Origin of the sequence: Shinella sp. CPCC 101442 (genome assembly GCF_024704725.1) — a bacterium.
Classification (GTDB): Bacteria; Pseudomonadota; Alphaproteobacteria; order Rhizobiales; family Rhizobiaceae; genus Shinella.
The window spans coordinates 616,756-640,778 of record NZ_JALIQS010000002.1 but is presented as its reverse complement, the minus strand read 5'-3'; the positions used below and the strand labels follow the sequence as shown (position 1 = coordinate 640,778).

The window sequence follows — 24,023 nt, the reverse complement described above, 5'->3', positions numbered from 1 at the left end:
TGATTCTCTGGTTGATGGGCGTTCCGCTCTTCGTCGTTCTGCTGCTCTGGTATTTCTTCTTCTGAGCCGGATGCAGCAAATAAAAAGGGGCCCTTCGGCCCCTTTTTCTGTTTTTGCTGGCGGACTTACTCGTCGAGATCCGCGAGGATTTCCGCAGCCCGTCCGACGCTGGTATGGCGCACGTCCACATCCTGGCGGCGATTGGCGAAGAGTTCGGTCGCCATGATCTTCTCGGCGAGGTCGGCCGGCAGCGACAGCAGCACGCGCTGGTCGTCCTTGTGGATGCCGCCGATTTCCGAGCGGCGGCCCGAGATCATGCCACCGGCCACCGTGTTGTTGGTGTCGGGATCGATCAGGATGAAGGCGCCGGTCGTGCGGTTCTGCTCGTAGGTGTCGAAGATCGCCTGCTCGTCGAAGGTGAGGCGCACCTTTCCGATACCGTTCATGTCCAGCCGTTCGGCCGCATTCCACTTCGAGGTCTTGAGATCCAGCTGGCTGATCGGCTCGATGCTGACGCGCTGGCGGCGCGAGCCGCTCTTCAGCCAGTAGCGCTTGCCGGGCTCGATGCCTTCGGGCTGGAGCGCCACGAGCTGGGCGTCGAAGCCGCGGCCGGTCATCGGCTGGCTGTCGATGGCGACGATCATGTCGCCGCGCGATACATCCACCTGGCGGTCGAGCACGAGCGTGATCGCATCACCGGCGACGGCCGCGTTGCGCACGAGGTCGAAGGTGACGATCTTGGTGACATTGGCGACCATGCCGGAGGGCAGGATGACGACCGAATCGCCCGGCTTCACCGAACCGCCGGCAACCGTGCCCTGATAGCCGCGAAAACTTTCGCCGGGGCGGGAGACGCGCTGCACCGGCAGGCGGAAGCCGACCGTCTGGTTGGAACGGGTGGTCGCCTTTTCCAGCGTTTCGACCAGCGTCGGGCCGTCATACCAGGGCATGGCGGCGCGGCCGTCATAGACGACGTTTTCGCCCTTCAGCGCCGACATCGGGATGGCGGTGATCTGCTTGACGCCGAGCGTCAGCGCGAATTCCTTGAAGTCGTGCGTGATCTGCTCGAAGCCGGCGCGGTCGTAGTTCGTCAGGTCGATCTTGTTGATGGCCAGCACGAACTGGCGGATGCCCATCAGCGCGGCGATGGTGGCGTGGCGGCGGGTCTGTTCGAGAATGCCGGCGCGGGCATCGATCAGGAGCACGGCGAGATCGGCCGTGGAGGCGCCGGTCGCCATGTTGCGGGTATATTGTTCGTGGCCGGGCGTATCGGCGACGATGAACGAACGGCGGTCCGTCGCGAAGTAGCGATAGGCGACGTCAATGGTGATGCCCTGTTCGCGTTCGGCCTGCAGGCCGTCGAGCAGCAGGGCGAAGTCGGGCAGGCCCAGATCGTTCTGCTTGCCGGAACTGTCGCGCTGGAGCGTCGCGGCCTGGTCTTCCTTGACGGCCTTGGTGTCCCAGAGCAGGCGGCCGATCAGCGTCGACTTGCCGTCGTCGACCGAGCCGCAGGTGATGAGGCGAAGCGGGCGGGAGTCACGGATTGCCTTAGCCGTTTCGAGGGCCGGTTCTTCCACGGTGAAAACCTCGGCGGTTGCGGTGGCGGAAACGGTCATCTCAGAAATACCCTTCGCGTTTCTTCTTTTCCATGGAGCCGGACTGGTCGCGGTCGATCGCGCGGCCCTGGCGTTCCGAGACGGTGGCCGTCTCCAGCTCGGCGATGACATCGTCGAGCGTCGTGGCGGTGGAGCGGATGGCGCCGGTCAGCGGGAAGCAGCCGAGCGTGCGGAAACGGATGACGCCTTCCTGCTTCACTTCACCGGGCAGCAGTTCGAGGCGCGGGTCCTCGGCAAGGATCATCATGCCGTCGCGCTCCACATAGGGACGCTTTTCCGCGAAGTAGAGCGGCACGATCGGAATGTCTTCCGCCTGGATGTAGCGCCAGATATCGACCTCAGTCCAGTTGGAGAGCGGGAAGGCGCGCACGCTTTCGCCCTGCTGGATCATGCCGTTATAGACGTTCCAAAGTTCCGGGCGCTGGTTGCGCGGATCCCAGCGGTGGTCCGGCGTGCGGAAGGAGTAGATGCGCTCCTTCGCGCGCGAAGCCTCTTCGTCGCGCCGCGCGCCGCCGAAGGCCGCGTCATACTTGCCGGCGTCGAGCGCCTGGCGCAGCGCCTCGGTCTTCATGATGTCGGTGTAGCGCGAGGAGCCATGGGTGAACGGCGTGACGTTCTCGGCCGCACCGCGCGGATTGACGTGCTCGATCAGGTCGAGATCGTAGTCCGCGACGATCTTGTCGCGGAAGGCGATCATTTCGCGGAACTTCCAGCCCGTGTTGACATGCAGCAGCGGGAAGGGGACGCGGCCCGGATAGAAGGCCTTGCGTGCGAGGTGCAGCAGGACGGAACTATCCTTGCCGACGGAATAGAGCATGACGGGACGTTCGAACTCGGCGGCCACTTCACGGAAAATGTGGATCGCTTCGTTTTCCAGCGCCTTCAGATGCGGATCGAGCGGCGGCTTGTGCGGTGCGTTCTGCTTCGCTTCCGCTTCGTGACGGGTATCGGACATGTAAACTGTTACTCCGGATGGATCGCCTTGGGAGGGCTTGTTCTGGTCAGGCCGCGCTCGGGGCCGGGATGGGGGTGGCTTCGGCAACGTGCAGGCCGCATTCGCGTTTTTCGTCGTTCTCCCACCACCAGCGGCCGGCCCGTTCGGGCTCGCCCGGCTTGATGGCGCGCGTACAGGGCTCGCAGCCGATCGAGGGATAGCCGCGCGCATGCATCGGGTTCACCGGGACCGCGTTGTCGGCCACATAAGCCTTGATCCGGTCGATGTCCCAATCCGCCAGCGGATTGATCTTGATCAGGTTGCGGTCGGCGTCGAACTCCGCGAACGGCGTGTCGGCACGGTTGCCGGACTGGCCGCGGCGCAGGCCGGTGATCCAGAAGGATGCCCCTTCGAGTGCGCGCGCAAGCGGCTTCAGCTTGCGCACGCCGCAACAGGCGTGGCGCGCTTCCACGCTGTCGTAGAAGCCGTTGAGGCCATACTGCGCGGCATAGATGTCGATGTCGTCCTGGGCTGGCACATAACGGGCGATGGTGATGCCGTACTGGCTTTCGGTCTCGTCGATGAGATCGACGGTTTCCTGGAAGAGGCGGCCGGTCTCCAGCGTCACGACGTCGATCGCGATGCGCTCGGTGCCGATGGCGGCCGTGATGACCTGGTCCTCGATGCCGAGGCTGGTGGTGAACACAGAACGCCCGCCAAGCTCGGCCACGAGCGAAAGACGGGTCGCGAGGTCGAGATTAGCAAGCTTGTCATTGAGGGCCTGCGCGGTCCCGTTTCCGGTGAGAGCAGTCATTCTATTCCATGCCTTTGCGAGAAGTTGCCGGATTATCGCAGCCCCGTCTGCCGGAAGACAGCAAAACGGATTTCCAAAGTTTCAGCGCAGGAGCAAATATCTCTCCATCCGGCGCTTGCCGCAGAAATCCTGTCGCCTCGGCTGCTCCCGAAAACTTCCCGAAAAAGTGGACGAAAAAACTTGACAGAAAAATTCAGATTTAATAGCTGAGTTTCGTATTCAAGTTTATAGCGGGCGTGGGGCCCGCAGGGAAGGACTGGGCACCATGGCTATCACCATTACTGTCAACGACGCCAACAAGGACGGCAAGGGTATCGACTTTTCCGGCTATCTGTCGAACTTCAGCAAGACCTTCGTAGCGGCAGGCCGCGGCGGCTTCAACGGCACGGATCCCTCGGGGATGAGCGGCACGCAGTACGGCACCGCCGATGCCACGAAGTACGGCGTGGTGTTGAGCGCCGGCAAGACAGCTTTGACCTACAACATGCAGAAGCACACGATCGGCGGTTCGCTGAACACGGTCGAGTTCGGCAATTCGGTTACCCTCAACGAGGCGGCCAAGACCTACAATCTAGTGTCCGACGTGAAGATCACCGGTCTCGGCATCACGGACGCGACTGAAAGCACCGAGCTCGTCATGGCCATTATCGGTGGCAAGTCGACGACGGAGGGTGCGACCGCAGGCCTCCTGAAGGTCCTGAACGCCAATTCGATCGTCTTCAAAGGCAGCACCGGCTCGGACGTCTTCTCGGGTTATGCCAAGGGCGATTCGCTTTCGGGCGGCAACGGTAATGACAAGCTCTACGGCAATGGCGGCGACGACACGCTGCGCGGCGGCAACGGCAACGACACGCTGTACGGCGACGCCGGCAAGGACAAGCTCTACGGCGACGCCGGCAACGACAAGCTCTATGGCGGCGCCGGTGACGACACGCTCTCGGGCGGCGAGGGCAACGACACGCTGAACGGCGGCGCTGGTGCAGATACGCTGAACGGTGGCAACGGCGATGACTTCCTCTTCGGCTATGCCGGCAACGACAAGCTGCTCGGCAATGCCGGCAACGACCGGCTTGAAGGTGGCCTGGGCAATGACTCGCTCGACGGCGGCACGGGCAACGACATCCTGTCCGGCGGCGCCGGCGCCGACACTTTCTACATCAAGTCGGGTCAGGGCAATGACCGCATCACCGACTTCGAAGCTGGCAACTCCGGCCTCGACGTGATCCGCCTCGACAAGGCCGTCCTGAAGAACTTTGCCGATGTGCTCAGCCACGCTTCGGAAACGCGCGAAGGCGATCTGGTCATCAAGTACGGTGCCAACACCATCACGCTTGATGGTGTCGCGAAGGCCGACCTTCACACGAGCGATTTCCTCTTCGCATAAGGCGCCCAGACCTCCGGGTGCTTCAGAGAGCCGGGCGCAAGCCCGGCTTTTTTGTTGTCATTGACCGGTGCGATCGGGGTGAGGAATGAGTTTTCCCCAGCGTCTGTGCCAGAACTGTCGTCATCGATGATGACGAGGGCGCGCGGATGGACGGCAGACGCGACCATCTGTTCAGCAGCGGCAAATGCCTTCGCGACTGGTATGGGCGGCGTGCCGTGCGTCTGGGCGGGGTCTGTGATGAAGGCGCAGGGACGCGCGACGCTGTCGATCAGCGTGAGCGCGATCCGTGTCCTTGCGGATGCTGCTCTGCGAGATCATGTGGTAGGTGGCCATGGGCTTCCTCCGGCAATGCCGAGCTAAACCCACGCCATCCTCAATCGTTCCAAATCTTTAGCGGTCGCTCACGGCGGCGCGCGGGTTGACCCACGGCTCCTGGTTGGAGCGGGCGAGCGGCTGCCTGCCCAGGATGTGATCGGCCGCCTTTTCACCCGTCATGATCGAGGGGGCGTTGAGGTTGCCATAGGTCACATGCGGGAAGATCGAGCTGTCCGCCACGCGCAGACCGTCGACGCCGATGACGCGGGTTTGCGGATCGACCACCGCCATCGGATCGGTCGCAGCCCCCATGCGGCAGGTGCCGGAGGGATGATAGGCGCTTTCCAGATGCTCGCGCAGGAACGCGTCGATCTGGTCGTCGCTCTCGACGTTCGCACCCGGCTGGATTTCCGGCCCGCGGAATTCGTCGAAGGCCTTCTGGCCGAAGATTTCGCGGGTGAGGCGCACGCAGTGGCGGAATTTGATCCAGTCTTCCTCGTGGCTCATATAGTTGAACTTGATGACCGGGTCGGCTATCGGATCGGAAGAACGCAGCGTGACGTTGCCGCGCGACTTCGACAGATTGTAGCCGACATGCACCTGGAAGCCATGGCTCCTGGCCGCGGCCTTGCCGTCATAGGAAATGGCGACCGGCAGGAAGTGATACTGAATGTCCGGCTGCTTCAACCCCGGCGCCGAACGCAGGAAGGCGCAGGCTTCGAACTGGTTGGAGGCGCCAAGCCCGCCCTTGGAGAGCAGCCACTGCGCGCCCGCCACCCCCTGCCAGAACCACGGCAACCAGGAGTAAAGCGAGACCGGCTTGGTGGAGACCTGCTGGAAATAGAACTCCATATGGTCCTGAAGATTGGCGCCGACACCCGGCCGGTCCACCTTCACCTCGATCCCCATGTCCTTCAGATGCTGCGCCGGGCCGATGCCCGAAAGCATCAGGAGCTTCGGCGAGTTGAAGGAGGAGGCCGAGACCACAACCTCACGGTTGGCCCTCACCACCTCGATCTTGCCGTTGCGCTCGATCTCGACGCCGACGGCACGGCCGTTCTCGATGACGATTTTCCGTGCAAAGCAGCGCACCAGCGACACGTTCGGCCGCTTCATGGCGGGGCGGAGATAGGCGTTCGCCGCCGACCAGCGGCGGCCGTTGTAGATCGTCTGCTCCATCAGGCCGAAACCTTCCTGCTTGGAGCCGTTATAGTCGTCCGTCAGTTCGAAACCGGCCTGCTGGCCTGCCTGGATGAAGGCGTGGAACAGCGGGTTCGTGACCGGGCCACGCCGCACGTGCAGAGGCCCGTTGGTGCCACGCCAGCCGGTCTCGCCGCCAAGAGACGTTTCGAGGCGCTTGTAGTAGGGCAGCACATCCGCATAGGCCCAGCCTTGCGCGCCAAGCGCCTCCCAGCGGTTGAAGTCCTCCGCGTGCCCGCGCACGTAGACGAGGCCGTTGATCGAGGATGACCCGCCGATAACCTTGCCGCGTGGTGCGGTGATGCGCCGGTTGTTGAGGTTCGGCTCGGGCTCGGAAAGATAGCCCCAGTTATAGCGCTTCATGCTCATCGGCCAGGCAAGGGCCGCCGGCATCTGGATGAACGGCCCGATATCCGAGCCGCCATATTCCAGCACCATGACCGTATGTTTGCCGTCCTCCGAGAGGCGATAGGCAATGGCCGAGCCGGCCGAGCCGGAGCCGATGATGATGTAGTCTGCGTTCTGCATGGCGGTCCCCAGCCAATCTTCCTTCAAGCGCCCGACAGGGGCGAAACCTCAATAGGGCGCGTCCACCTTGCCCATCGACACGTACACCGTCTTCAGCTCCGAATAGTGCTCCAGCGCTGCCAGCGAATTTTCGCGGCCGAAGCCGGATTGCTTGGAGCCGCCAAAGGGGATTTCCACGGGGCAGAGGTTGTAGGTGTTGATCCAGAGCGTGCCGGCCTCGAGCTGGTCGACGACGCGGTGGGCGCGGGTGATGTCGGCGGTGAAGACGCCGCCGGAAAGGCCGAATTCGGTCGCGTTGCCGCGTTCGATGACCTCTTCTTCGCTGTCGAAATCGAGCACGCACATGACCGGCCCGAAGATCTCTTCGCGGGCGATCGTCATGTCGTCGGTGACGTCGGCAAAGACGGTCGGCTGGATATAGGTGCCTTCACCCGATACGTCGTTCGGAATGCCGCCGCCGGTCAGGAGCGTCGCACCTTCGGCCTTGCCCTTCTCGATATAGTCCAGAACCTTGTCACGCTGTGCCTTCGAGACCATCGGACCGAGTTGCGTCGCCTCTTCCATCGGGTCGCCGATGACGATCTTCTCGGTCCGCTCCTTCAGGCGCGACAGGAACCTGTCCTTGATGCCCTTCTGGACGAAGACGCGGGTGCCGTTGGAGCAGACCTGCCCGGTCGAATAGAAATTGCCGAGCATCGCGCCGCCGATGGCGCTTTCGAGGTCCGCGTCGTCGAAGACGATGAGCGGCGACTTGCCACCGAGTTCCATCGTCACATGCTTGAGGTCGGAGGCCGCTGCCCCCGCCACCTTCTTGCCCGTCGGTACGGAGCCGGTCAGCGAGACCTTGGCGACGTCCTTGTGGTTGACGAGGAGCGGCCCTGTCGAGCGGTCGCCCTGGATGACGTTGTAGAGGCCCTTCGGCAGGCCGGCCTCGATCAGGATTTCCGCGATCTTCAATGCGCCGAGCGGTGTGTTTTCCGAGGGCTTGAAGACCATGGCATTGCCGCAGACGAGGGCAGGCGCGCCCTTCCAGCAGGCGATCTGCTGCGGATAGTTCCAGGCGCCGATGCCGACGCAGACACCGAGCGGCACGCGCTTTGTGAAGGCGAAATCCTGCCCCAGCGGAATGTAGCTTCCGTTCAACCCTGCCGCAGCGACGCCGCCGAAGAACTCGAAGGCGTCGGCGCCTGAGGTCGGGTCGGCGACGATGGTTTCCTGGATCGGCTTGCCGGTGTCGAGCGTTTCCAGTTCCGAAAGCTCGCGGTTGCGCTCGCGCATGATCTCGGCCGCGCGCTTCAGGATGCGGCCACGCGCGGTCGGGCTCATCGCCGCCCACTCCTTTTGCGCGCGCTTGGCCGATGCGATGGCCTTCTCGACGATGGCGGGCGTTGCGGCATGCAGCCTGGCGATCACCTCGCCGGTGGCGGGGTAGATGCTTTCGAAGGGCGTGCCGGCGACGTCCTCGACATATTCGCCATCGATGAAATGGGAGGCTTTCGGTTGGGCTCTCATCTTATTCTCCCCGCGGGTAACGTTTGGATTCCTCGAGATTGTCGAGGTTCATGTGGTTGCGCATGTAGCGTTCGGACGCCTTTTGCAGCGGCTGGTGGTCCCACGGATAGTAGGCGCCGTTCCTCAGCGCCTCATAGACCACCCAGCGTCGCGCCTGGCTTTCGCGCACGGCGCTGTCGAACTGAGCCATGTCCCAGCGCGCCTCGCGCATCTGCCGGAAGGCTTCCAGCGTCGCCTGAACGACCGGATTGTCCGAGGTCGCGAGATTGGTAAGCTCCTGCGGATCGGCCTCGAGGTCGAAAAGCTGTTCCGGGTCCAGTTCGCAGTGGATGTATTTCCACTTGCCCTCGCGGATGCCGACGATCGGCGCATAGGAGGCCTCCGCCGCATATTCCATCAGCACGGGCGAGACGCGGTCGGCGCCGTTGATGATCGGCAGCAGGCTTTCGCCGTCCGTCCACGGCATCACCTCGTCCATGGAAATGCCCGCGAGATCGCAGAGCGTCGGCGTCACGTCGAGATTGGAAGAGGGGGCAAGATGCAGGCCGGCGGCAACGCCGGGCCCGGATATCATCAGCGGCACGCGGGCAGACCCTTCGAAGAAGTTCATCTTGAACCACAGACCGCGCTCGCCGAGCATGTCGCCATGGTCGGAACAGAAGAAGATCAGCGTCTCGTCCAGCATGCGGGTACGCGTCAGCGTATCCAGGAGTTCGCCGACCTTCTCGTCGAGATAGGAGATGTTGGCGAAATAGGCCTGGCGGGAGCGACGCACGTCCTCGCCGCTGATGGCGAATTTGGCGTAGTCGCAGGCGTGCAGGATGCGGGCCGAATGCGGATCCTGCTCTTCGAGCATACCGACTTCGGGCAGCAGATGCTCGCAATCCTCATAGAGGTCCCAGAATTTCCTGCGGGCCACATAGGGATCATGCGGGTGGGTGAAGGAGACGGTCACGCACCAGGGGCGGCGATACTCATCGTCGTTCTCGCGGGAGAGCTGGTAGAGTTTTTGATTGGCGAGGAAGGCGACCTCGTCGTCATATTCCATCTGGTTGGTGATCTCGGCGACACCCGCGCCCGTCACCGAGCCCATATTGTGATACCACCAGTCGATGCGCTCGCCGGGCTTTCGATAATCCGGCGTCCAGCCGAAATCGGCCGGGTAGATATCGGTCGTCAGCCGCTCCTCGAAACCGTGCAGCTGGTCCGGCCCGACGAAGTGCATTTTTCCCGACAACGCGGTGTAGTAGCCGGCGCGCCGCAGGTGATGCGCGAAGGTCGGGACGGAGGAAACATATTCCGCCGCGTTGTCGTAGACCTGCGTGCGGCTCGGCAGCTGGCCGGCCATGAAGGAGGCGCGGGCGGGCGCGCAGAGCGGCGAGGACGTGTAGTTGTTGCGGAAGCGCGCGGAGCGCGCCGCAAGCGCCTTCATATGCGGCGCATGCAGCCAGTCCGCCGGCCCATCCGGAAAGAAGGTCCCGTTGAGTTGGTCGACCATGATGATCAGGATGTTCGGCTTGCTGGCGGTCACGGACAGATCCTTGAAAGATAGACAATCGAATTTAGCGGTTCTCTGTGACGGGCACTCGCCGGCCCGCGGCGGTGGAAGCGTCGCGCGCGACAGCGGCGAGCTGCGCATCCACATAGCTCTCGGTCAGGGCGATGGAGGTGGCGATGCTGACCGGCGCGGAGCGCAGCCCCTGCCGCAGATAGAGCCCGTCGATCATCGCCGCCGCGCCATCGGCAATGTCGGCGGCCTTCCCGGCCGGGCAGAGCAGCTTGAGGCTGGACAGGAGGTTGGAATTCAGCCGCCGCGCATAGACGACGAGCAGACGCCGCACGGCTTCGGACCGTTGCGCCTCGGAATAGAAGGCAAGCCAGGCGGCAACCGTCTCCGGGGCGAACTGGTGCGCCTGGAAATTGACGCGGATGACAGCCGAAAGCTTCTCACGCGGCGTCGCGGCATCCTTGAGCGCCGCCACGGCATCGGCACGCAACTGGCGCAGCAGGCTGCGGATCGTCTCGATGACCAGCTGTTCCTTGGAGCCGAAATAATGGTGTGCAAGGGCGGGCGACACGCCGGCATGGCGGGCGATTTCCGACATGGTCACGGTCAGCGAGCCATGGTCGCCGACCGCCCTCAGCGTCGCGTCCACCAGCGCCTTGCGGCGCACCGGCTCCATTCCAACCTTCGGCATGCGGTTCCCCTGATTTTCGTCAAGCGTATTTTTAATTGATCGATCAATCAATAAAAATCTTTCCCGTTGGAATGGTTCAATCGGATGTCGCAATGGCGTTCTGTTTCGTGTTAGCCTGACTTTGTTTTCATTCAATTTTCGAGGTGCATCATGGTCCTCTCCCCCGGAATGAATCCGCTTTCCGATGTTCGCGCCAAATGGGGCTGGTTCGTCGCGCTTGGCGTCGTCCTGCTGGTCTTTGGCGGCATTGCCGCGGCAAATCTGTTCATCGCCACCGTTGCGTCGGTCTATTATGTCGGCATGCTGATGATCGTCGGCGGGGCGGTGCATCTCGCCCATGCCTTCCAGGTGAAGGCCTGGCGGGAGACGATCGCCTGGGCACTGAGCGCGTTGCTCTATCTGGCGGCCGGCATTCTTGCCTTCGTCAATCCGGTGCTTACCTCCGCCGTCCTGACCCTGCTGATGGCTGCAGCCCTGCTTGTTGCGGGTGTCTTCCGCATCTTTGCCGCCTGGCGCGTGCGGCCGGACAAGGGGTGGGGCTGGCTGATGGCGGGCGGTGTCGTGACCGTGCTGGCGGGCCTCGTCTTCCTGCTCGGCTGGCCGGTCAACAGCCTGTGGCTGCTGGGCCTCTTCCTCGCCTTCGATCTTGCCATGCAGGGCTGGGCGCTCATCGGCTTCGGCCTCGCGCTGCGCAAGTAGACGGCCCTCTTTACCTCCCGCCGCCACGGGCCCATCATGCCGGCGGGAGGATTGTTCATGGACGTTTCCATCATCGGCTGGGCGCATACGCGGTTCGGCAAGCTCGAAGGCGAGACGGTCGAGAGCCTCATCGTCACCGTCGCGCGCGAGGCGATCGCCCATGCGGGGCTTGTCGCCGGGGATATCGACGAGATCGTGCTCGGCCATTTCAACGCCGGCTTCTCGCCGCAGGATTTTACCGCAAGCCTTGTGCTGCAGGCCGATGACGCGCTGCGCTTCAAGCCGGCCACGCGGGTGGAAAATGCCTGCGCAACGGGCTCGGCGGCAGTCCATCAGGGCGTTCGCGCCATCAGGGCCGGTGCCGCCCGCCATGTGCTGGTCGTGGGTGTCGAGCAGATGACGAAGACGCCCGCCGCCGAGATCGGCGCGAATCTCTTGAAAGCCTCCTACCTGCCGGAGGATGGCGATACGCCGGCCGGCTTTGCCGGCGTCTTCGGCCGCATCGCGTCCGCCTATTTCCAGCGCCACGGCGATCAGTCCGATGCGCTCGCCGCCATCGCCGCCAAGAACCACAGGAACGGCGTGGCCAATCCCTATGCCCAGATGCAGAAGGACCTCGGCTTCGATTTCTGCCGCACCGAAAGCGAGAGGAACCCCTTCGTCGCGGGTCCGCTGAAGCGTACGGATTGCTCGCTGGTGTCAGACGGTGCTGCCGCGCTGGTGCTGGCCTCTGCCGATGCCGCCGCCAGTGCCCCACGTGCCATCGCCTTCCGCGCCGCCGCCCATGTGCAGGATTTCCTGCCGATGTCGAAGCGCGATATCCTGAAATTCGAAGGCTGCACCGAGGCCTGGCGACAGGCGCTGGCGCAGGCCGGTGCGACGCTTGTGGACCTCTCCTTCGTCGAAACGCACGACTGTTTCACCATCGCCGAGCTGATCGAATACGAGGCGATGGGCCTCGCGAAGCCCGGTGAGGGTGGCCGGTTGGCGCTGTCGGGCGAGACGTCAAAAGACGGGCGCCTGCCCGTCAACCCCTCCGGCGGCCTCAAATCCAAGGGTCACCCGATCGGCGCCACCGGCGTCTCCATGCATGTGCTGACCGCCATGCAGCTCGCGGGAGAGGCCGGCGGCATCCAGGTCGCAGGTGCGACGCTCGGCGGCCTCTTCAACATGGGTGGCGCTGCCGTCGCGAACTATGTTTCCATCCTCGAACGGCGGCAGTGAGACGTTTGACAGCACCCGCAACAGGGCCTAGAAATTCCCTTGTGGGATGGGGATGGAGCTCCCCGACAACCGCCGTTTACCGGCTGATAGCTCCTGCCAGACCGGCCAGCAATGGCCGCCGATGGCGGGAGCATGTTCTGCGACCGCCCGTGGGCGGTTTTTTGTTGTCCGGATGTCGCAACAACGGACTGTGAGGCAACGGCATGACCTATCTGATCGTCTTTCTCGGCGCGGGCATCGGCGGTGCCGGCCGGCATGGGGTGAATGTGCTGGCGGCGCGGCTGTTCGGGACGCATTTTCCCGTGGGCACGCTGGTCATCAATGTGCTCGGCTGCCTGCTGATGGGGCTGATCGCCGGGGCCTTCGCCTTTCGGGTGAACCTGCCGCAGGAGGCCCGGCTGTTCCTGACCACGGGCATCCTTGGCGGGTTCACCACTTTTTCGGCCTTTTCGCTCGATGCGGCGATGCTGTGGGAGCGGGGCGAGATGGGTTTGGCAGCACTTTATGTCGGCGCGTCGGTTTTTGTTTCGCTGCTTGCCGTCGCGGCAGGACTGGCATTGACGCGGGTGATGCTCGCAGGAGGTGTAGTGTGAAGGCTTTGCTGACCTCCTGGCAGGTCTGGGCGCTCGGCTCGGCGGTCTTTGCGGCGCTGACGGCGATCTTCGCCAAGATCGGCATCAGCGAGGTCAATTCCGACTTCGCCACCTTCATACGCACCGTGGTTATCCTTCTCGCCATCGCCTTCATGCTGACCCTCGCCGGCAATTGGCAGGCGCCCGGAACGGTGCCGGCAAAGAGCTGGATTTTCCTCGTTCTCTCGGGTCTGGCGACCGGCGCGTCCTGGCTCTGCTACTTCCGCGCGCTCCAGATCGGCAAGGCGGCGCAGGTCGCGCCCGTCGACAAGCTCTCCGTCGTGCTCGTCGCCATCTTCGCCGTTCTCTTCCTCGGCGAGCAGCTTTCCACCACGCACTGGGTCGCTGTCGCGATGATCGGCGGGGGCGCGCTGCTGCTTGCTTTGCCCATATGAGGTGTTTCTTTTTCAACTCCTTGTAGTCGTTGAAGTTTCATCGAATTGTCACACTTCGGAAACGGATTTTTCAGGGATCGGAAGAGAGACTTCGCAGCATCGTAAAAGCTCCGGAGCCCCTCATGTCCGCCGCCGAACTGCTAGCCCTTCGTCGCTTCGGCGATGGCGAGATCGTTACGCTCGCCAAGCTGGTCATCGAAACGGCCTTCCAGCCGATCGTGGAGGCTGCGACCGGTGCTGTCTTCGGCTACGAGTCGCTGATGCGCGGTTTCGACCGGCTCGGTTTCCGCTCGCCGCTCGATCTCATCGACCGGGCACACGAGGCGGGTCAGCTTCTGGCGCTGGAGCACATGGTCAACAGCCGGGCGATCGCGGCCTTTTCCGCGCTGCCGGATTTCCGCTCGCGCACGCTGTTCATCAACCTCGATTCCCGTCTGGTGGCCGATGGCGCCGATCTCGTCGAGCGCCTTGCCGGGCATCTCGGCCGCGCCGGCATTCCGGCCTCCTCGATCTGCTTCGAGATTTCCGAGCGCTTCAACAATGACCAGTTGCCGGACTTCGCCGTACTGGTGCGCAAACTGCGGTTGGCCGGCTTCAAGCTCGCCATCGACGATTTCGGCGTCGGGCACAACGGCCTGAAGCTGCTTTGCGACCATCCGGTGGACTATCTCAAGATCGACCGCCATTTCATCTCCGGCATGGAGGCGGATGCGCGCAAACGCCATCTCGTGCGCAACACCGTCAACGCCGCCCACGTGCTCGGCATCCGGGTCATCGCCGAGGGCGTCGAGACGGAGGCGGAGTTCATCGCCTGCCGCGAAGCGGGCTGCGATCTCGTGCAGGGCTGGTTCGTCTCGCGCCCCGTCACGGATTTTTCGGCGCTGAGTCCCGTCTATGCCCAGGTGGCGCGGGCCGGCGGCACGCGCCGCTCCTCGCGTACGCTCGACAGCATCCTGATCCGCCGCGAGATCGAGCAGGTTGCGGTGCTACGCGAAAACGAGAGCCTGGAATCGGTCTTCGAATTCTTTCGCCGTGACCCGAAACGCACCTTCTTCCCGGTGCTCAACGCCAATGACGAGCCGCGCGGCATCCTGCACGAATACCATGTGAAGGAGCTGAGCTATCATCCCTTCGGTCGCGATCTCCTGAAGAACAAGCTCTACCAGAAAAGCCTGTCGCACTTCGTGACGATGGCGCCGATCGCCGATCTCGATACCCCGGCCGAGCAATTGCTTGACGTGTTTACCGGCATGGGCGGCAATGAATGTGTGATCCTGACGGAGAACCTGCGTTATGCCGGCATCCTCTCGGCCTCGTCGCTGCTCAAGATCATCAACGAGAAGCGCCTGAAGACGGCGGAGGACCAGAACCCGCTGACCGGCCTTCCCGGCAACCGCTCGATCCGCGACTACCTGCAGGACAAGGCGCTCGACGGCGACCAGCTGCGCTGCCTGTGCTATTTCGACTTCGACAATTTCAAGCCGTTCAACGACCATTACGGCTTCCACAAGGGTGATCTTGCGCTGTCGCTCTTCGCCTCGCTGATGCGTCGCGAATTCGTTGGAGAGGACGTCTTTGTCGGTCATGTCGGCGGGGATGATTTTTTTGCCGGTGTTTCCGGCCGCTCTGTCGAGACGGTACAGGCCATTCTCGAACGGCTGCTTGCCGATTTCGTCCGCGAGGTGCGTTCGCTCTATTCGCCGGAAGATCAGCTGGCCGGCGAGATCCGCGGTCGTGACCGGTCGGGCAACCAGATGAGTTTCCCCCTGATGCGCTGCTCGGCGGTCGTGCTGGTCGTGCCGGAAGGGGAGGTCATCGGGGAGGCGGGGCAGATCAGCAGCCGCATCGCGGCCCTGAAGGCGGATGCCAAGGCGAGCGACGGGGGGCTCGTGCTCTCCTCGGCACCCGGCGAGAGGCAGCCTGCGTCGGCCGCCCTTCGGTATTCATAGGGCGGGTCCGTTGGGAACCCGCCCCGCGCCACGTCAGCGAAGGATCTTTACGGTCTTCGCTTCGTGGTTCTTGCCGGACATGTCGAAGGAGATGGCCACCTTCTCGCCAGCCTTCAGTCCGGGATCATGAAATCCCTTGGGAAGGCTGTAGACGGTGCCATCGGCGAGCGTCAGCGACATCGACGCCTTGTCGTATTCCTTGACCGTACCGGTCGCCGACTTGGCGGCGAGGGCAAGACCGGGGGTGGCGAGAATGGAAACGATGGCGAGGTTGGAAAGAAGAACACGCATATGTGTCGTCCTGATAGGCCCCTGATGGGGCTGAGAAGCCGTCCGAGAGGCGTCGCGTCGCAGCCTTTAAGGGAAGGGCTGCCGGCGCTCCCCGGCTTCGCAACAAAAGCTAGGCCCGGAAAAATCCGTTTTCAAATTAACAAGATTTAATTTTCGCCATCGCGAAACCGCCGGAATCACAAGGGTTTGCGGCTGAAACTTGGCGGTTCTCAAGGGATAGGTGATATCGCAGCAATCCCGCTCAAACGATTCAAAAGATTCGCGCTTTGGGCTAGAATCACCAAAGACGATGCGCATCGAGAAAGCGCGGGGAGGGTCTGTCCATGTCGGTTCCATCAACCATGTCCTATATCGGCCTCAGCGAACATGGCGGCCCTGATGTGCTTGCCGTGATGGAAGGCCGCACGCCCTTGCCGCGCAGCGGCGAGCTTCTGGTTCGAACCGAGGCGGCGGGCATCAACCGGCCGGACGTACTGCAGCGCAAGGGCGACTATCCGCCGCCGCCGGATGCAAGCCCGATCCTCGGACTGGAGATTGCCGGCGAGGTGGTGGCGATCGGCGAGGATGTCACCGGCTACGCCATCGGCGACAAGGTCTGCGCGCTGGCGAATGGCGGCGGCTATGCGCAATATTGCGTCGTGCCGGCAACCCAGGCGCTGCCCTTCCCGAAAGACTACGATGCGGTAAAGGCTGCGGCCCTGCCGGAGACCTTCTTCACCGTCTGGGCAAACCTCTTCATGATGGCGGAGCTGAAACCCGGCGAAAGCGTGCTCATCCATGGCGGATCGAGCGGTATCGGCACGACGGCGATCCAGCTCGCCGCCGCCCTCGGCTCGCGCGTCTTCACCACCGCCGGGACGGCGGACAAATGCGAGGCGTGCCTCGATCTCGGCGCCAGTCGCGCCATCAACTATCGCAGTGAGGATTTCTGCACCGTCATCGCGGAGGAGACGGGCAAGGCCGGCGTCGACGTCATCCTGGACATGATCGGTGCGGCCTATTTCGAGCGGAACCTGAAGTCGCTCGCCCGCGACGGCCGCCTGTCGATCATCGCCTTCCTCGGCGGCACCTTTGCCGAAAAGGTCAGCCTCGCGCCCATCCTGCAAAAGCGTCTGCGCCTGATGGGGTCTGCCATGCGCCCGCGCACGGCGGCGGAAAAGCAGGAGATCCGCGATGCGCTGCTGGAGCGGGTCTGGCCGCTTCTGGAGGAGGGGCGCATCGCCCCGGTCATCCACGCCGTCATGCCCTACGGCGACGCCGCCGCCGGCCATCGCATGATGGAGCATGGCGACCATATCGGCAAAATCGTGCTGACCTTCGAGTAGATAGGTTTACTCCGCGCAGACGATGCGGTCGCGGCCGAGATGTTTTGCGCGGTAGAGCGCACGGTCGGCGCGTTCGAAGAGGTCTTCGGCGGCCGTGCCGCGGAATTCCGCAATACCGGCCGACATTGTGTAGGCGCAGCAGATATCGGCGCAATTCTCCGCTCGCGCCATATGGCCGCGCAGCCGCTCGATGGCATCGGTCGCCTGTCGCATGTCGGTGGCTGGCATCAGCACGAGGAATTCCTCCCCACCGATGCGCGCGAAAATATCGACGCCGCGCAGTTCCTGCCGGCCGGCGGCGGCAAAATGCTTCAGCACCCGGTCGCCGTTGGCATGGCCGAAGCGATCGTTGATCGACTTGAAATTGTCGAGGTCGATCAGGACGAGCGCGAGCGGGATGCCGTCGCTCTGGGCCGCCTGCATCGCTGCTTCCAGTCGCTCCGTGGACGCACGGCGGTTGAAGAGGCCCGTCAGCGGGTCCATGTCAGCGGCGCGCTGGGCGGCGTCGCGGGCAAGCTGCAGCACGCGCTCGTTGGATTTGAGCATGGTGATGTCGGTGAAGACATGCCACAGCCAGCCGCCGGGCAACAATGTCTCGTTGGCAAGGAACCATCGGCCGTCGCTGATGTCGATTTCGAAGGTGCGCTGCGGGCTGCTGCGCCGCTTCCTGCAGGCCATGTCGATAAACGCCTCGACCGGCGTGCCGATCTTCGGGCCGACACACTTGTCATGGCAGTTGTGCATGATGTCGGTAAAAGTCAGCGCGCCGGGCTGCACGTCGAAAAGCAGGCGGAAGGCGCTGGAGCCGTAGGTGAGCTCGTCCTCCGGCGAAAACAGCGCGAAGGCGACACCGGAGGCATCGAGGCCCGACAGGATGAGGTCGGTCGTCGCACGGTCGCGGAGAAGGGCGAGCGGCAGGATCGTATCGATCTGCGCCATGCCGCTTTCGTCCAGCCAGCCATGTCCTTCGCTCCGCCGCAACCGCTCTTCCTTCCTGGGACAGAATCATCGGGCGTCGCGCCGACGATAGGTGCCCTTTGTGGCAGAAGGCGGCGGTGTCGCAATCGCGACCGCCTGACGACGTTAACAAATCCTCAACCGGCCCGGTCGGTGCGCTCGTGCGGAAGGCCGATGGCAAGGAAGATCGAGAGCGCCGCCGGAAGCGCCAGGAGGGCATAGAGCCAACGCGCCGCCGTCACCGCACCCTCGACGCCACCCGGTTGCAACAGCCCGGTGGAGTTGACGATGATGCCGGCAAGGGCTGCCCCGAAGGCGGCGCCCAGCGCCTGCATCGTGGTGATCGCCGCCGACGCCTTGTCCGTCTCGCCGGAGGGTGCAAGACGCATGACATGGGTGACGAGATGCGCCCAGCCCATGCCGATGCCGAAGCCCATGAGAAAGGTGAAGACCGTCGAGAGCGCAAGCAGGAGAAGGCCGCTCTCGGGATTGTGCCGGGCGAGCGTGAAGACGAGCGCCGCCGTCGCCAGTGCTTCCAGCACCGCACCGATGAGAATGACCCGGTTGGCGCGCCGGCCGCTGAGGCTTGCGGTGAGAAAGGCCGCCGCCGTCCAGCCGAGCGCCAGGAGCGCCACGAGATAGCCTGAGACAAGCGGCGTCACGCCATGCAGCACCTGCAGGAAATAGGGAATGTAGACGTCCGAGCAGATCGTCACCAGCAGCATCAGCATGATGAGATAGACGCGGGCGAGTGACGAGGAAAGACGGATCGTGCCGGCCGGCAGAAGCCGCGCCTGCGCGTGGCGCTCGACGGTGATGGCCGCGACGACGCCAAGAACCGCCGCGCCGGCAAGAATGCCCCGCAGCGCCGGCGCGTCCACCGAGCTTGCGAAGGACAGGAGCAGGACGGCAGTCACCAGAAGCACGATCTGCACGAAGGGCGTCTTCGTCGTCACCCGCTCGCCTTCGCCCGAAGGCAGCAGTTTTGGCGCGGTGAAGGCCATGATCACCGAAAGCGGCACGAGCAGTGCAAAGGCCTCGCGCCACGCGCTGCCGGCCGCGAAGATGCCGCCGATCGTCGGCCCCAGGAAGGTCGCGATGCCCCAGACGGCGGCATAGAGCGTGGACGCCGTGCTCCACAGCGGTTCAGGATAGACATGGCGGATGAAGGCATAGCCGAGCGCGACGAGAAAACCCGCGCCAAGCCCCTGAACCGCGCGTCCTGCCAGCACGATCTCCATGGTCGGCGCGATGGTGCAGACGAGGCTGCCGATGCCGAACAGCACCGCCCCGAAGACGTAGCAGCGGTTGAGTGTCACGCTTTGCGGCCGGACGGCGACGAAGGTCGAGCCGAGCACGGAGGCCGCGACATAGATCGTCGTTGCCCAGGCAAAGAGTTCCAGGCCGCCGATATCGCGCACGATCGAGGGCATCAGCGTCGCGGTGATATAGGTCTCCACCGCATGCAGCATGATGCCGCCGCCGAGCATGAGCGTCCCGAACAGATAGTCGCGACAAAACAGGCTGGAAAGCCGCGGGGCGGCCTCTTTGGAGGGGATGACGCTTTCGGACATGGATGGGGCCTTGCGAATTCGAGGCCGAAGACCTCGCATGGTGCACGCGGCAGTTCAAGCCGTGACTTTTGATTGTGAAGGGGTGGTCGAATGACGGGCATGGCCGATGCCCGCGATAAGCCGCCCGCGAGAGCGCAAGCAGAGCTTCGCGCCTTACATCAGATGCCCGGTCCACCAGCCACGATCGCTGGACACCCTGATCAACACCATGATCGCGGTTGCGACGATCCCGCCGATGAACAGTGCCGTGGCGTGCCGGACAAGGGCAGGAGATTCCGCCGTGGCTGTCGGCACCATCGGCTTTATGATGAAAAGCGCGACCATCATCAGAATGTCGGAGATGACGGAGACGAGAGGCCATGGCGGCAGGGCGTATTCCGTGCCCGGGGTAAACACGCGCCAGAGGCAGCGGAAGATCAAGAAGCCGGAAACGACCGCAAGAGTGATTGCTGCTCTGGACTGAGAACCCTGCTCGGCCATGCGGTGCCCGCCTTCGAAAGAGTTCCGGATATGAAAGCACGGCGTTGCGGAAACGGCAATCGCAGCGGCGGCGTGCACCGGCCCCTTCTCCGGCAGGGAAGGGACCGTCAGGCGGGTGAGGGAGGGCTTACGGGTTCCACTCGCCGGCAACCTGCCGCGTCGCCACGTTGAACCGGTTCCACACATTGATCGCCGCGATCTCCACGACGAGCGCGGCAAGCGTCTTTTCGTCGAAGTGGCGGGCGGCCTCGTTCCAGATCGTGTCCGGAACCGGCTCCTCGCGGTCGGCGATGCGGGTCAGGGCCTCGGTCAGCGCCAGCGCCGCGCGCTCGTCATCCGTATAGAACGGCGCCTCGCGCCAGGCGGCGACGGAGAGGATGCGCCGGTCGCTCTCGCCGGCCTTCTTCATCATGCGCGGGTGCAGATCGACGCAGAAGCCGCAGCCATTGATCTGGCTGGCGCGCAGATGCACGAGGTGGGCGGTCTTTTCCGGCAGGCCGGTTTTTTGTGCGGCGCCCTGAAGCGCCTGCATGGCCTTCATGACGTCCGGGAGGACGGTAACGATATTGGTCATACGGGATTGCATTTCTGATCTCCTTGCAGTGATTTCGCGTCGACGGCTGCGAGCCCTGTCACACCGGTGCGGCTTCGTTCGTCATGGCCTTGACGCCACGGAGCGAAGGAGTGTGACCGATGAGCGAAAAAAAGTTTTGGGCCGACCGTTTCGAGGCCGAGCGGGGCCGTTTGTGCAGTGTCGCCTTGCGCATGCTGGGTTCTCACGCGGAGGCTGAGGACGCGGTGCAGGAGGCGTGGTTCAGGCTGGAGCGCGCGGAGGGCGGCATCGAAAACCCGGCAGGCTGGCTGACGACCGTCGTCGGCCGCATCTGCCTCGACATGTTGCGTGCACGCTCGCGGCGCCGCGAGGACCCGATCGATGGCGGGAAAGGTGAGGTCCAGCACGCCGATCCGTCAGCAAGCGCCGACGAGCAGGCAGCGCTTGCCGATTCCGTCGGCCTCGCGCTGCTCGTCGTTCTCGAGCGCCTCGCGCCTGCCGAACGCCTCGCCTTCGTTCTTCACGACATGTTCGACGTGCCCTTCGAGGAGATCGGCCGCATCGTCGATCGCTCGCCGGTCGCAGCGCGCCAGCTCGCCAGCCGCGCCCGCCGCCGCGTGCAGGGGCTGCCGGAAACGCCAGCGGCCGACTACGACCGCCGCAAGAACGTCGTCGCCGCCTTCCTCGCCGCCTCGCGCGACGGCGACTTTTCGGGTCTGCTCGCCGTGCTCGACCCGGATGTCGTCTTCCACGCGGATGCCGACGCGGTGCGGCTCGGCTCGCTCGCCGAAATGCACGGCGCGCAGGCCGTTGCGACCAACTTCAAGGGTAAGGCGACGGCGGCAAAGCTCGCCCTCATCGACGGTCAGCTCGGCCTTGCCGTCATTCTCGGCGGCCAGCTCAAGGTGGTTGTGCTCATCGAGGTGGAGGGGGAGCGGATCGTCGCCATCGATTCCATCGCCGATCCCGCCCTGCTTACCGCCGTGGAGGTGGCGTATCTCTGATGCTGCGGGAGGCCCCCGGCGTCAGGTCGCCGGCTCGAACCGGAGGATACCGGCGACCTGGGGGCCTGCGCCGGAATCGGCGGGATGGGAAACGCCGTCCATGACCTCCACCGTCGCGAAATCGAAGGGGCTGACGCCCTCTATGCAGGCGATATTGATGCCGAACTGGTTCGGATTGGAACGGCGCTGGTGGTGGGTATAGATGCCGCAGGTCTTGCAGAAATAGTGCTTCGCCGTGCCCGTGTTGAATTGATAGAGCGTCAGATTGTCTTCGCCCTCCATGAAGTCGATATCCGAAAGTTCTGCGGAGGCGGCAATGGCCCCGCGCATGCGGCAATAGGAGCAGGTGCAGCGGCGGATCGTGTTGAATCCGTCCGTTAGCCGCACGCGGAACCGGACGGTGCCGCAGTGACAGGTCGCCGTGTGCTGTTTTCTATCGTCGCTCATGACCGCTCTCCGCTTCTGGTAACAGCAAGTCGGGTTTCGTTGATCCCGCTTTGCCAAATCTCAATTTCGTTGCGGCTCACGATCCGTCGATGACGCCGGGATGTCCAGCGGCCCGTCTCACGACGTTTTCACCGCTAGATCCCGATCCGTCCGATCGCCGGTATCTTGATCGCAGGCCGCGCGATGTCGACGCCGGCGACGAGGCCCATGATGTGCAGTTCCAGCCCGCTGCGCATGCCCGCGGAAATGCCGAGCAGGCCATAGAGCGTCGCGTGCACGTCCCTGCCGTCGGCATCCACGGCGAAGAGTTTCCCATCCGGCAGGTAGTCGCGCCCTACGGCATCCGGCGGAAGGACGACGCCGAGTTCCGGCACGGAACGCAGCACATGGGCGACGAAGGTGTTGGAATTCGGCCCCGGCCAGAGACGATAGGCGCCGGGCTTGGCATAGGGATAGGCGGCGATGGCCTTCTCTATTTTCGGGATCAGCCGCGCCGCCTCCTCGCCGCTGACGGAGACGACGGTGCGCGGTGTGTTGGAGTACCAGAAGGCATCGGGCGCGTAGGCGTTCTTGCGCACCGGCGCGCCCCAGCCGACCTTGTCGTAGCGGTTGTAGCCTGCGGCATTCGCCTCCTTGGTGACGATCCAGGCATGGCTCGCGACCGCGCCCTTCATGCCGCCCGTCGCGGCGGAGAAGATGTGGATCGTCGCCTGCGGCGTCTTCGTCGCTTCGGGCAGGATGCCGGCGGAGGTCCAGTTCGCCTCGCGCCAGTTGGCCGGGCGGTCCTTGATGTACCAGTAGCCGGCGGCGCCAAGGGCGGGCACGAGGTAGATCACGAGAAAGAGGACAAGGACATTCCTCAGCAATTTCATGCGGGCGCTCCAAAACCGAGTGGGCAGGTTTGTGAATTTCGGATAATACCGCAGCGGAAATCGGATATTTGAGGGCACGATCATGGCAAACCCGGTACTTGTCGAAGTCACGCGCGGCAATCTCGTCGAAAGCCGCCATCGCGGCATGGTCGTGGTGGTCGATGGCGACGGCAAGGTGGTGTTCTCGCAGGGCGATATCGAAGGCGGCGTCTTTCCGCGCTCGGCCTGCAAGGCCATGCAGGCGCTGCCGCTCATCGAAAGCGGCGCGGCCGATGCCCATGCCTTCGGCAACCAGGAATTGGCGCTTGCCTGTTCCTCGCACAGCGGCGAGGCGGCGCATGCCCGGCTTGCCGGCACCATGCTTGCTGCTGCCGGCGTCGATGAGAGCGTGCTGGAATGCGGCGCCCACTGGTCCTTCGAGCAGCCCGTTCTGATCGGCCAGGCACGCCTGCTCGACCGCCCGACGGCGCTCCACAACAATTGCTCCGGCAAACATGCCGGCTTCGTCTGCGCCGCCTGCCACACCGGCAAGGATTTGAAGGGCTACGTGCGTTACGAGCACCCCGTGCAGGCCGAAATCCGCGGCATCATGGAAAGCCTGACGGGGGCGGCGCTTGCCGTCGACAATTGCGGCGTCGATGGCTGCTCGATCCCGACCTATGCCGTGCCGATGAAGGGTCTCGCCCACGGTTTCGCGAAGATGGCGACCGGCGTCGGCCTCGGTGCAGAACGGGCCAAGGCCTCACGCCGCCTGATGGAGGCATGCATGGCCGAACCCTTCTTCGTCGCCGGCACGGGCCGCGCCTGCACGCGCCTGATGGAAACCGCCCCTGGCCGCATTTTTGCGAAAACCGGCGCTGAGGGCGTGTTCTGCGCCGCGATCCCGGAAAAGGGCATCGCCATCGCGTTGAAATGCGAAGACGGCACCACCCGCGCCGCCGAAAGCATGGTCGCCGCGACGCTCGCCCGTTTCTTCACGGAAGAGCCGGATATCCACATTGCCCTGATGGCCCAGGCCAACCGCTCCATGAAGAACTGGAACGGCATCCATGTCGGCGACATCAGGGTGACCGAGGCATTCGCGGCCTGAATTGACGCCTTATGACGTCATGCGTTATGG

At 63.9% G+C, this 24,023-nt stretch carries 23 protein-coding genes and 1 riboswitch; of the genes, 9 read left to right on the top strand and 14 right to left on the bottom strand.

The window, feature by feature from the left end:
• Positions 1-125 precede the first annotated feature (125 nt).
• Genes cysN through MUO32_RS08375 form a run of 3 tightly spaced genes read right to left on the bottom strand, consistent with a single transcriptional unit; the run spans position 126 to position 3,364 of the window.
• The gene (gene cysN / locus MUO32_RS08385; protein ID WP_257947758.1) at positions 126-1,616 is read right to left on the bottom strand and encodes a sulfate adenylyltransferase subunit CysN; all 1,491 of its coding nucleotides are present in this window, start codon (positions 1,614-1,616) and stop codon (positions 126-128) included.
• A gap of 1 nt (position 1,617) precedes the next feature.
• The gene (cysD, locus tag MUO32_RS08380) at positions 1,618-2,571 is read right to left on the bottom strand and encodes a sulfate adenylyltransferase subunit CysD (protein ID WP_257947757.1); all 954 of its coding nucleotides are present in this window, start codon (positions 2,569-2,571) and stop codon (positions 1,618-1,620) included.
• 46 nt (positions 2,572-2,617) lie between these two features.
• Positions 2,618-3,364: a phosphoadenylyl-sulfate reductase gene (locus MUO32_RS08375; RefSeq protein ID WP_257947756.1), complete on the bottom strand. Its 747-nt coding sequence runs from the start codon at positions 3,362-3,364 to the stop codon at positions 2,618-2,620.
• A gap of 265 nt (positions 3,365-3,629) precedes the next feature.
• On the opposite strand from MUO32_RS08375, the gene MUO32_RS08370 reads away from it, so the two are divergent.
• Positions 3,630-4,748, top strand: coding sequence for a calcium-binding protein (locus tag MUO32_RS08370; protein ID WP_257947755.1), 1,119 nt, complete (start codon positions 3,630-3,632; stop codon positions 4,746-4,748).
• A gap of 390 nt (positions 4,749-5,138) precedes the next feature.
• Here the strand turns inward: MUO32_RS08370 and betA are convergent, their stop codons facing one another.
• The 4 genes from betA to betI are packed head-to-tail and all read right to left on the bottom strand — an operon-like array spanning position 5,139 to position 10,501.
• Positions 5,139-6,791, bottom strand: a complete 1,653-nt coding sequence (gene betA, locus MUO32_RS08365; protein WP_257947754.1) for a choline dehydrogenase — start codon at positions 6,789-6,791, stop codon at positions 5,139-5,141.
• Positions 6,792-6,839: 48 nt separating this feature from the next.
• The gene (gene betB, locus MUO32_RS08360; RefSeq protein ID WP_257947753.1) at positions 6,840-8,303 is read right to left on the bottom strand and encodes a betaine-aldehyde dehydrogenase; all 1,464 of its coding nucleotides are present in this window, start codon (positions 8,301-8,303) and stop codon (positions 6,840-6,842) included.
• Position 8,304: 1 nt separating this feature from the next.
• Positions 8,305-9,834: a choline-sulfatase gene (betC, locus tag MUO32_RS08355; RefSeq protein WP_257947752.1), complete on the bottom strand. Its 1,530-nt coding sequence runs from the start codon at positions 9,832-9,834 to the stop codon at positions 8,305-8,307.
• A gap of 31 nt (positions 9,835-9,865) precedes the next feature.
• Complete coding sequence (gene betI / locus MUO32_RS08350; RefSeq protein ID WP_257947751.1) at positions 9,866-10,501, bottom strand: transcriptional regulator BetI; 636 nt, start codon at positions 10,499-10,501, stop codon at positions 9,866-9,868.
• A gap of 150 nt (positions 10,502-10,651) precedes the next feature.
• Here betI and MUO32_RS08345 point away from each other — a divergent pair, with 150 nt between their 5' ends.
• The 5 genes from MUO32_RS08345 (at position 10,652) to MUO32_RS08325 (ending at position 15,400) form a co-directional block, all read left to right on the top strand.
• Positions 10,652-11,200: an HdeD family acid-resistance protein gene (locus tag MUO32_RS08345; RefSeq protein WP_257947750.1), complete on the top strand. Its 549-nt coding sequence runs from the start codon at positions 10,652-10,654 to the stop codon at positions 11,198-11,200.
• 57 nt (positions 11,201-11,257) lie between these two features.
• Entirely contained in the window at positions 11,258-12,424 is a 1,167-nt protein-coding gene (locus MUO32_RS08340; protein ID WP_257947749.1) for an acetyl-CoA acetyltransferase, read from the top strand.
• 39 nt (positions 12,425-12,463) lie between these two features.
• A riboswitch (Fluoride riboswitch) is annotated at positions 12,464-12,527 on the top strand.
• 100 nt (positions 12,528-12,627) lie between these two features.
• The gene (crcB, locus tag MUO32_RS08335; RefSeq protein ID WP_257947748.1) at positions 12,628-13,017 is read left to right on the top strand and encodes a fluoride efflux transporter CrcB; all 390 of its coding nucleotides are present in this window, start codon (positions 12,628-12,630) and stop codon (positions 13,015-13,017) included.
• A complete protein-coding gene (locus tag MUO32_RS08330; protein WP_257947747.1) occupies positions 13,014-13,451 on the top strand; it encodes an EamA family transporter in 438 nt (145 codons plus the stop codon). Before crcB ends, MUO32_RS08330 begins: the two co-directional genes overlap by 4 nt.
• A 122-nt stretch (positions 13,452-13,573) precedes the next feature.
• A complete protein-coding gene (locus MUO32_RS08325) occupies positions 13,574-15,400 on the top strand; it encodes a GGDEF domain-containing protein (protein ID WP_257947746.1) in 1,827 nt (608 codons plus the stop codon).
• Positions 15,401-15,433: 33 nt separating this feature from the next.
• On the opposite strand, the gene MUO32_RS08320 is transcribed toward MUO32_RS08325, so the two are convergent.
• Entirely contained in the window at positions 15,434-15,691 is a 258-nt protein-coding gene (locus MUO32_RS08320; RefSeq protein ID WP_257947745.1) for a DUF1344 domain-containing protein, read from the bottom strand.
• Positions 15,692-16,014: 323 nt separating this feature from the next.
• On the opposite strand from MUO32_RS08320, the gene MUO32_RS08315 reads away from it, so the two are divergent.
• Positions 16,015-17,016 (top strand): NAD(P)H-quinone oxidoreductase, encoded by a 1,002-nt coding sequence (locus MUO32_RS08315; protein ID WP_257947744.1) that lies wholly within the window; start codon positions 16,015-16,017, stop codon positions 17,014-17,016.
• Positions 17,017-17,022: 6 nt separating this feature from the next.
• On the opposite strand, the gene MUO32_RS08310 is transcribed toward MUO32_RS08315, so the two are convergent.
• From MUO32_RS08310 to MUO32_RS08295, 4 genes are all read right to left on the bottom strand, one after another.
• On the bottom strand, positions 17,023-17,997 hold the full coding sequence (locus tag MUO32_RS08310; protein ID WP_257947743.1) for a diguanylate cyclase: 975 nt from the start codon (positions 17,995-17,997) through the stop codon (positions 17,023-17,025).
• Positions 17,998-18,110: 113 nt separating this feature from the next.
• Positions 18,111-19,547 carry an MFS transporter gene (locus tag MUO32_RS08305; protein WP_257947742.1) on the bottom strand — a complete coding sequence of 479 codons (1,437 nt, stop codon included), beginning with the start codon at positions 19,545-19,547 and terminating at the stop codon, positions 18,111-18,113.
• Between the two features lie 153 nt (positions 19,548-19,700).
• Positions 19,701-20,027 carry a hypothetical protein gene (locus tag MUO32_RS08300; RefSeq protein WP_257947741.1) on the bottom strand — a complete coding sequence of 109 codons (327 nt, stop codon included), beginning with the start codon at positions 20,025-20,027 and terminating at the stop codon, positions 19,701-19,703.
• A 127-nt stretch (positions 20,028-20,154) separates the two neighbouring features.
• Positions 20,155-20,613, bottom strand: a complete 459-nt coding sequence (locus MUO32_RS08295) for a carboxymuconolactone decarboxylase family protein (RefSeq protein ID WP_257947740.1) — start codon at positions 20,611-20,613, stop codon at positions 20,155-20,157.
• 107 nt (positions 20,614-20,720) lie between these two features.
• On the opposite strand from MUO32_RS08295, the gene MUO32_RS08290 reads away from it, so the two are divergent.
• The gene (locus MUO32_RS08290) at positions 20,721-21,584 is read left to right on the top strand and encodes a sigma-70 family RNA polymerase sigma factor (protein ID WP_257947739.1); all 864 of its coding nucleotides are present in this window, start codon (positions 20,721-20,723) and stop codon (positions 21,582-21,584) included.
• A gap of 21 nt (positions 21,585-21,605) precedes the next feature.
• Here MUO32_RS08290 and MUO32_RS08285 read toward each other — a convergent pair whose 3' ends face one another.
• Positions 21,606-22,031, bottom strand: a complete 426-nt coding sequence (locus tag MUO32_RS08285) for a GFA family protein (protein WP_257947738.1) — start codon at positions 22,029-22,031, stop codon at positions 21,606-21,608.
• 134 nt (positions 22,032-22,165) lie between these two features.
• A complete protein-coding gene (locus tag MUO32_RS08280) occupies positions 22,166-22,903 on the bottom strand; it encodes a DUF3750 domain-containing protein (protein ID WP_257947737.1) in 738 nt (245 codons plus the stop codon).
• A gap of 82 nt (positions 22,904-22,985) precedes the next feature.
• Here MUO32_RS08280 and MUO32_RS08275 point away from each other — a divergent pair, with 82 nt between their 5' ends.
• On the top strand, positions 22,986-23,993 hold the full coding sequence (locus MUO32_RS08275; RefSeq protein ID WP_257947736.1) for an asparaginase: 1,008 nt from the start codon (positions 22,986-22,988) through the stop codon (positions 23,991-23,993).
• Positions 23,994-24,023: the final 30 nt, after the last annotated feature.

Excerpts from the sequence above, each read along its gene's own strand:
- cysN (WP_257947758.1), bottom strand. The coding sequence starts at position 1,616 with ATGACCGTTTCCGCCACCGCAACCGCCGAGGTTTTCACCGTGGAAGAA.
- cysD (WP_257947757.1), bottom strand. The coding sequence starts at position 2,571 with ATGTCCGATACCCGTCACGAAGCGGAAGCGAAGCAGAACGCACCGCAC.
- MUO32_RS08375 (WP_257947756.1), bottom strand. The coding sequence starts at position 3,364 with ATGACTGCTCTCACCGGAAACGGGACCGCGCAGGCCCTCAATGACAAG.
- MUO32_RS08370 (WP_257947755.1), top strand. The coding sequence starts at position 3,630 with ATGGCTATCACCATTACTGTCAACGACGCCAACAAGGACGGCAAGGGT.
- betA (WP_257947754.1), bottom strand. The coding sequence starts at position 6,791 with ATGCAGAACGCAGACTACATCATCATCGGCTCCGGCTCGGCCGGCTCG.
- betB (WP_257947753.1), bottom strand. The coding sequence starts at position 8,303 with ATGAGAGCCCAACCGAAAGCCTCCCATTTCATCGATGGCGAATATGTC.
- betI (WP_257947751.1), bottom strand. The coding sequence starts at position 10,501 with ATGCCGAAGGTTGGAATGGAGCCGGTGCGCCGCAAGGCGCTGGTGGAC.
- MUO32_RS08345 (WP_257947750.1), top strand. The coding sequence starts at position 10,652 with ATGGTCCTCTCCCCCGGAATGAATCCGCTTTCCGATGTTCGCGCCAAA.
- MUO32_RS08340 (WP_257947749.1), top strand. The coding sequence starts at position 11,258 with ATGGACGTTTCCATCATCGGCTGGGCGCATACGCGGTTCGGCAAGCTC.
- crcB (WP_257947748.1), top strand. The coding sequence starts at position 12,628 with ATGACCTATCTGATCGTCTTTCTCGGCGCGGGCATCGGCGGTGCCGGC.
- MUO32_RS08325 (WP_257947746.1), top strand. The coding sequence starts at position 13,574 with ATGTCCGCCGCCGAACTGCTAGCCCTTCGTCGCTTCGGCGATGGCGAG.
- MUO32_RS08320 (WP_257947745.1), bottom strand. The coding sequence starts at position 15,691 with ATGCGTGTTCTTCTTTCCAACCTCGCCATCGTTTCCATTCTCGCCACC.
- MUO32_RS08315 (WP_257947744.1), top strand. The coding sequence starts at position 16,015 with ATGTCGGTTCCATCAACCATGTCCTATATCGGCCTCAGCGAACATGGC.
- MUO32_RS08305 (WP_257947742.1), bottom strand. The coding sequence starts at position 19,547 with ATGTCCGAAAGCGTCATCCCCTCCAAAGAGGCCGCCCCGCGGCTTTCC.
- MUO32_RS08300 (WP_257947741.1), bottom strand. The coding sequence starts at position 20,027 with ATGGCCGAGCAGGGTTCTCAGTCCAGAGCAGCAATCACTCTTGCGGTC.
- MUO32_RS08295 (WP_257947740.1), bottom strand. The coding sequence starts at position 20,613 with ATGCAATCCCGTATGACCAATATCGTTACCGTCCTCCCGGACGTCATG.
- MUO32_RS08290 (WP_257947739.1), top strand. The coding sequence starts at position 20,721 with ATGAGCGAAAAAAAGTTTTGGGCCGACCGTTTCGAGGCCGAGCGGGGC.
- MUO32_RS08285 (WP_257947738.1), bottom strand. The coding sequence starts at position 22,031 with ATGAGCGACGATAGAAAACAGCACACGGCGACCTGTCACTGCGGCACC.
- MUO32_RS08280 (WP_257947737.1), bottom strand. The coding sequence starts at position 22,903 with ATGAAATTGCTGAGGAATGTCCTTGTCCTCTTTCTCGTGATCTACCTC.
- MUO32_RS08275 (WP_257947736.1), top strand. The coding sequence starts at position 22,986 with ATGGCAAACCCGGTACTTGTCGAAGTCACGCGCGGCAATCTCGTCGAA.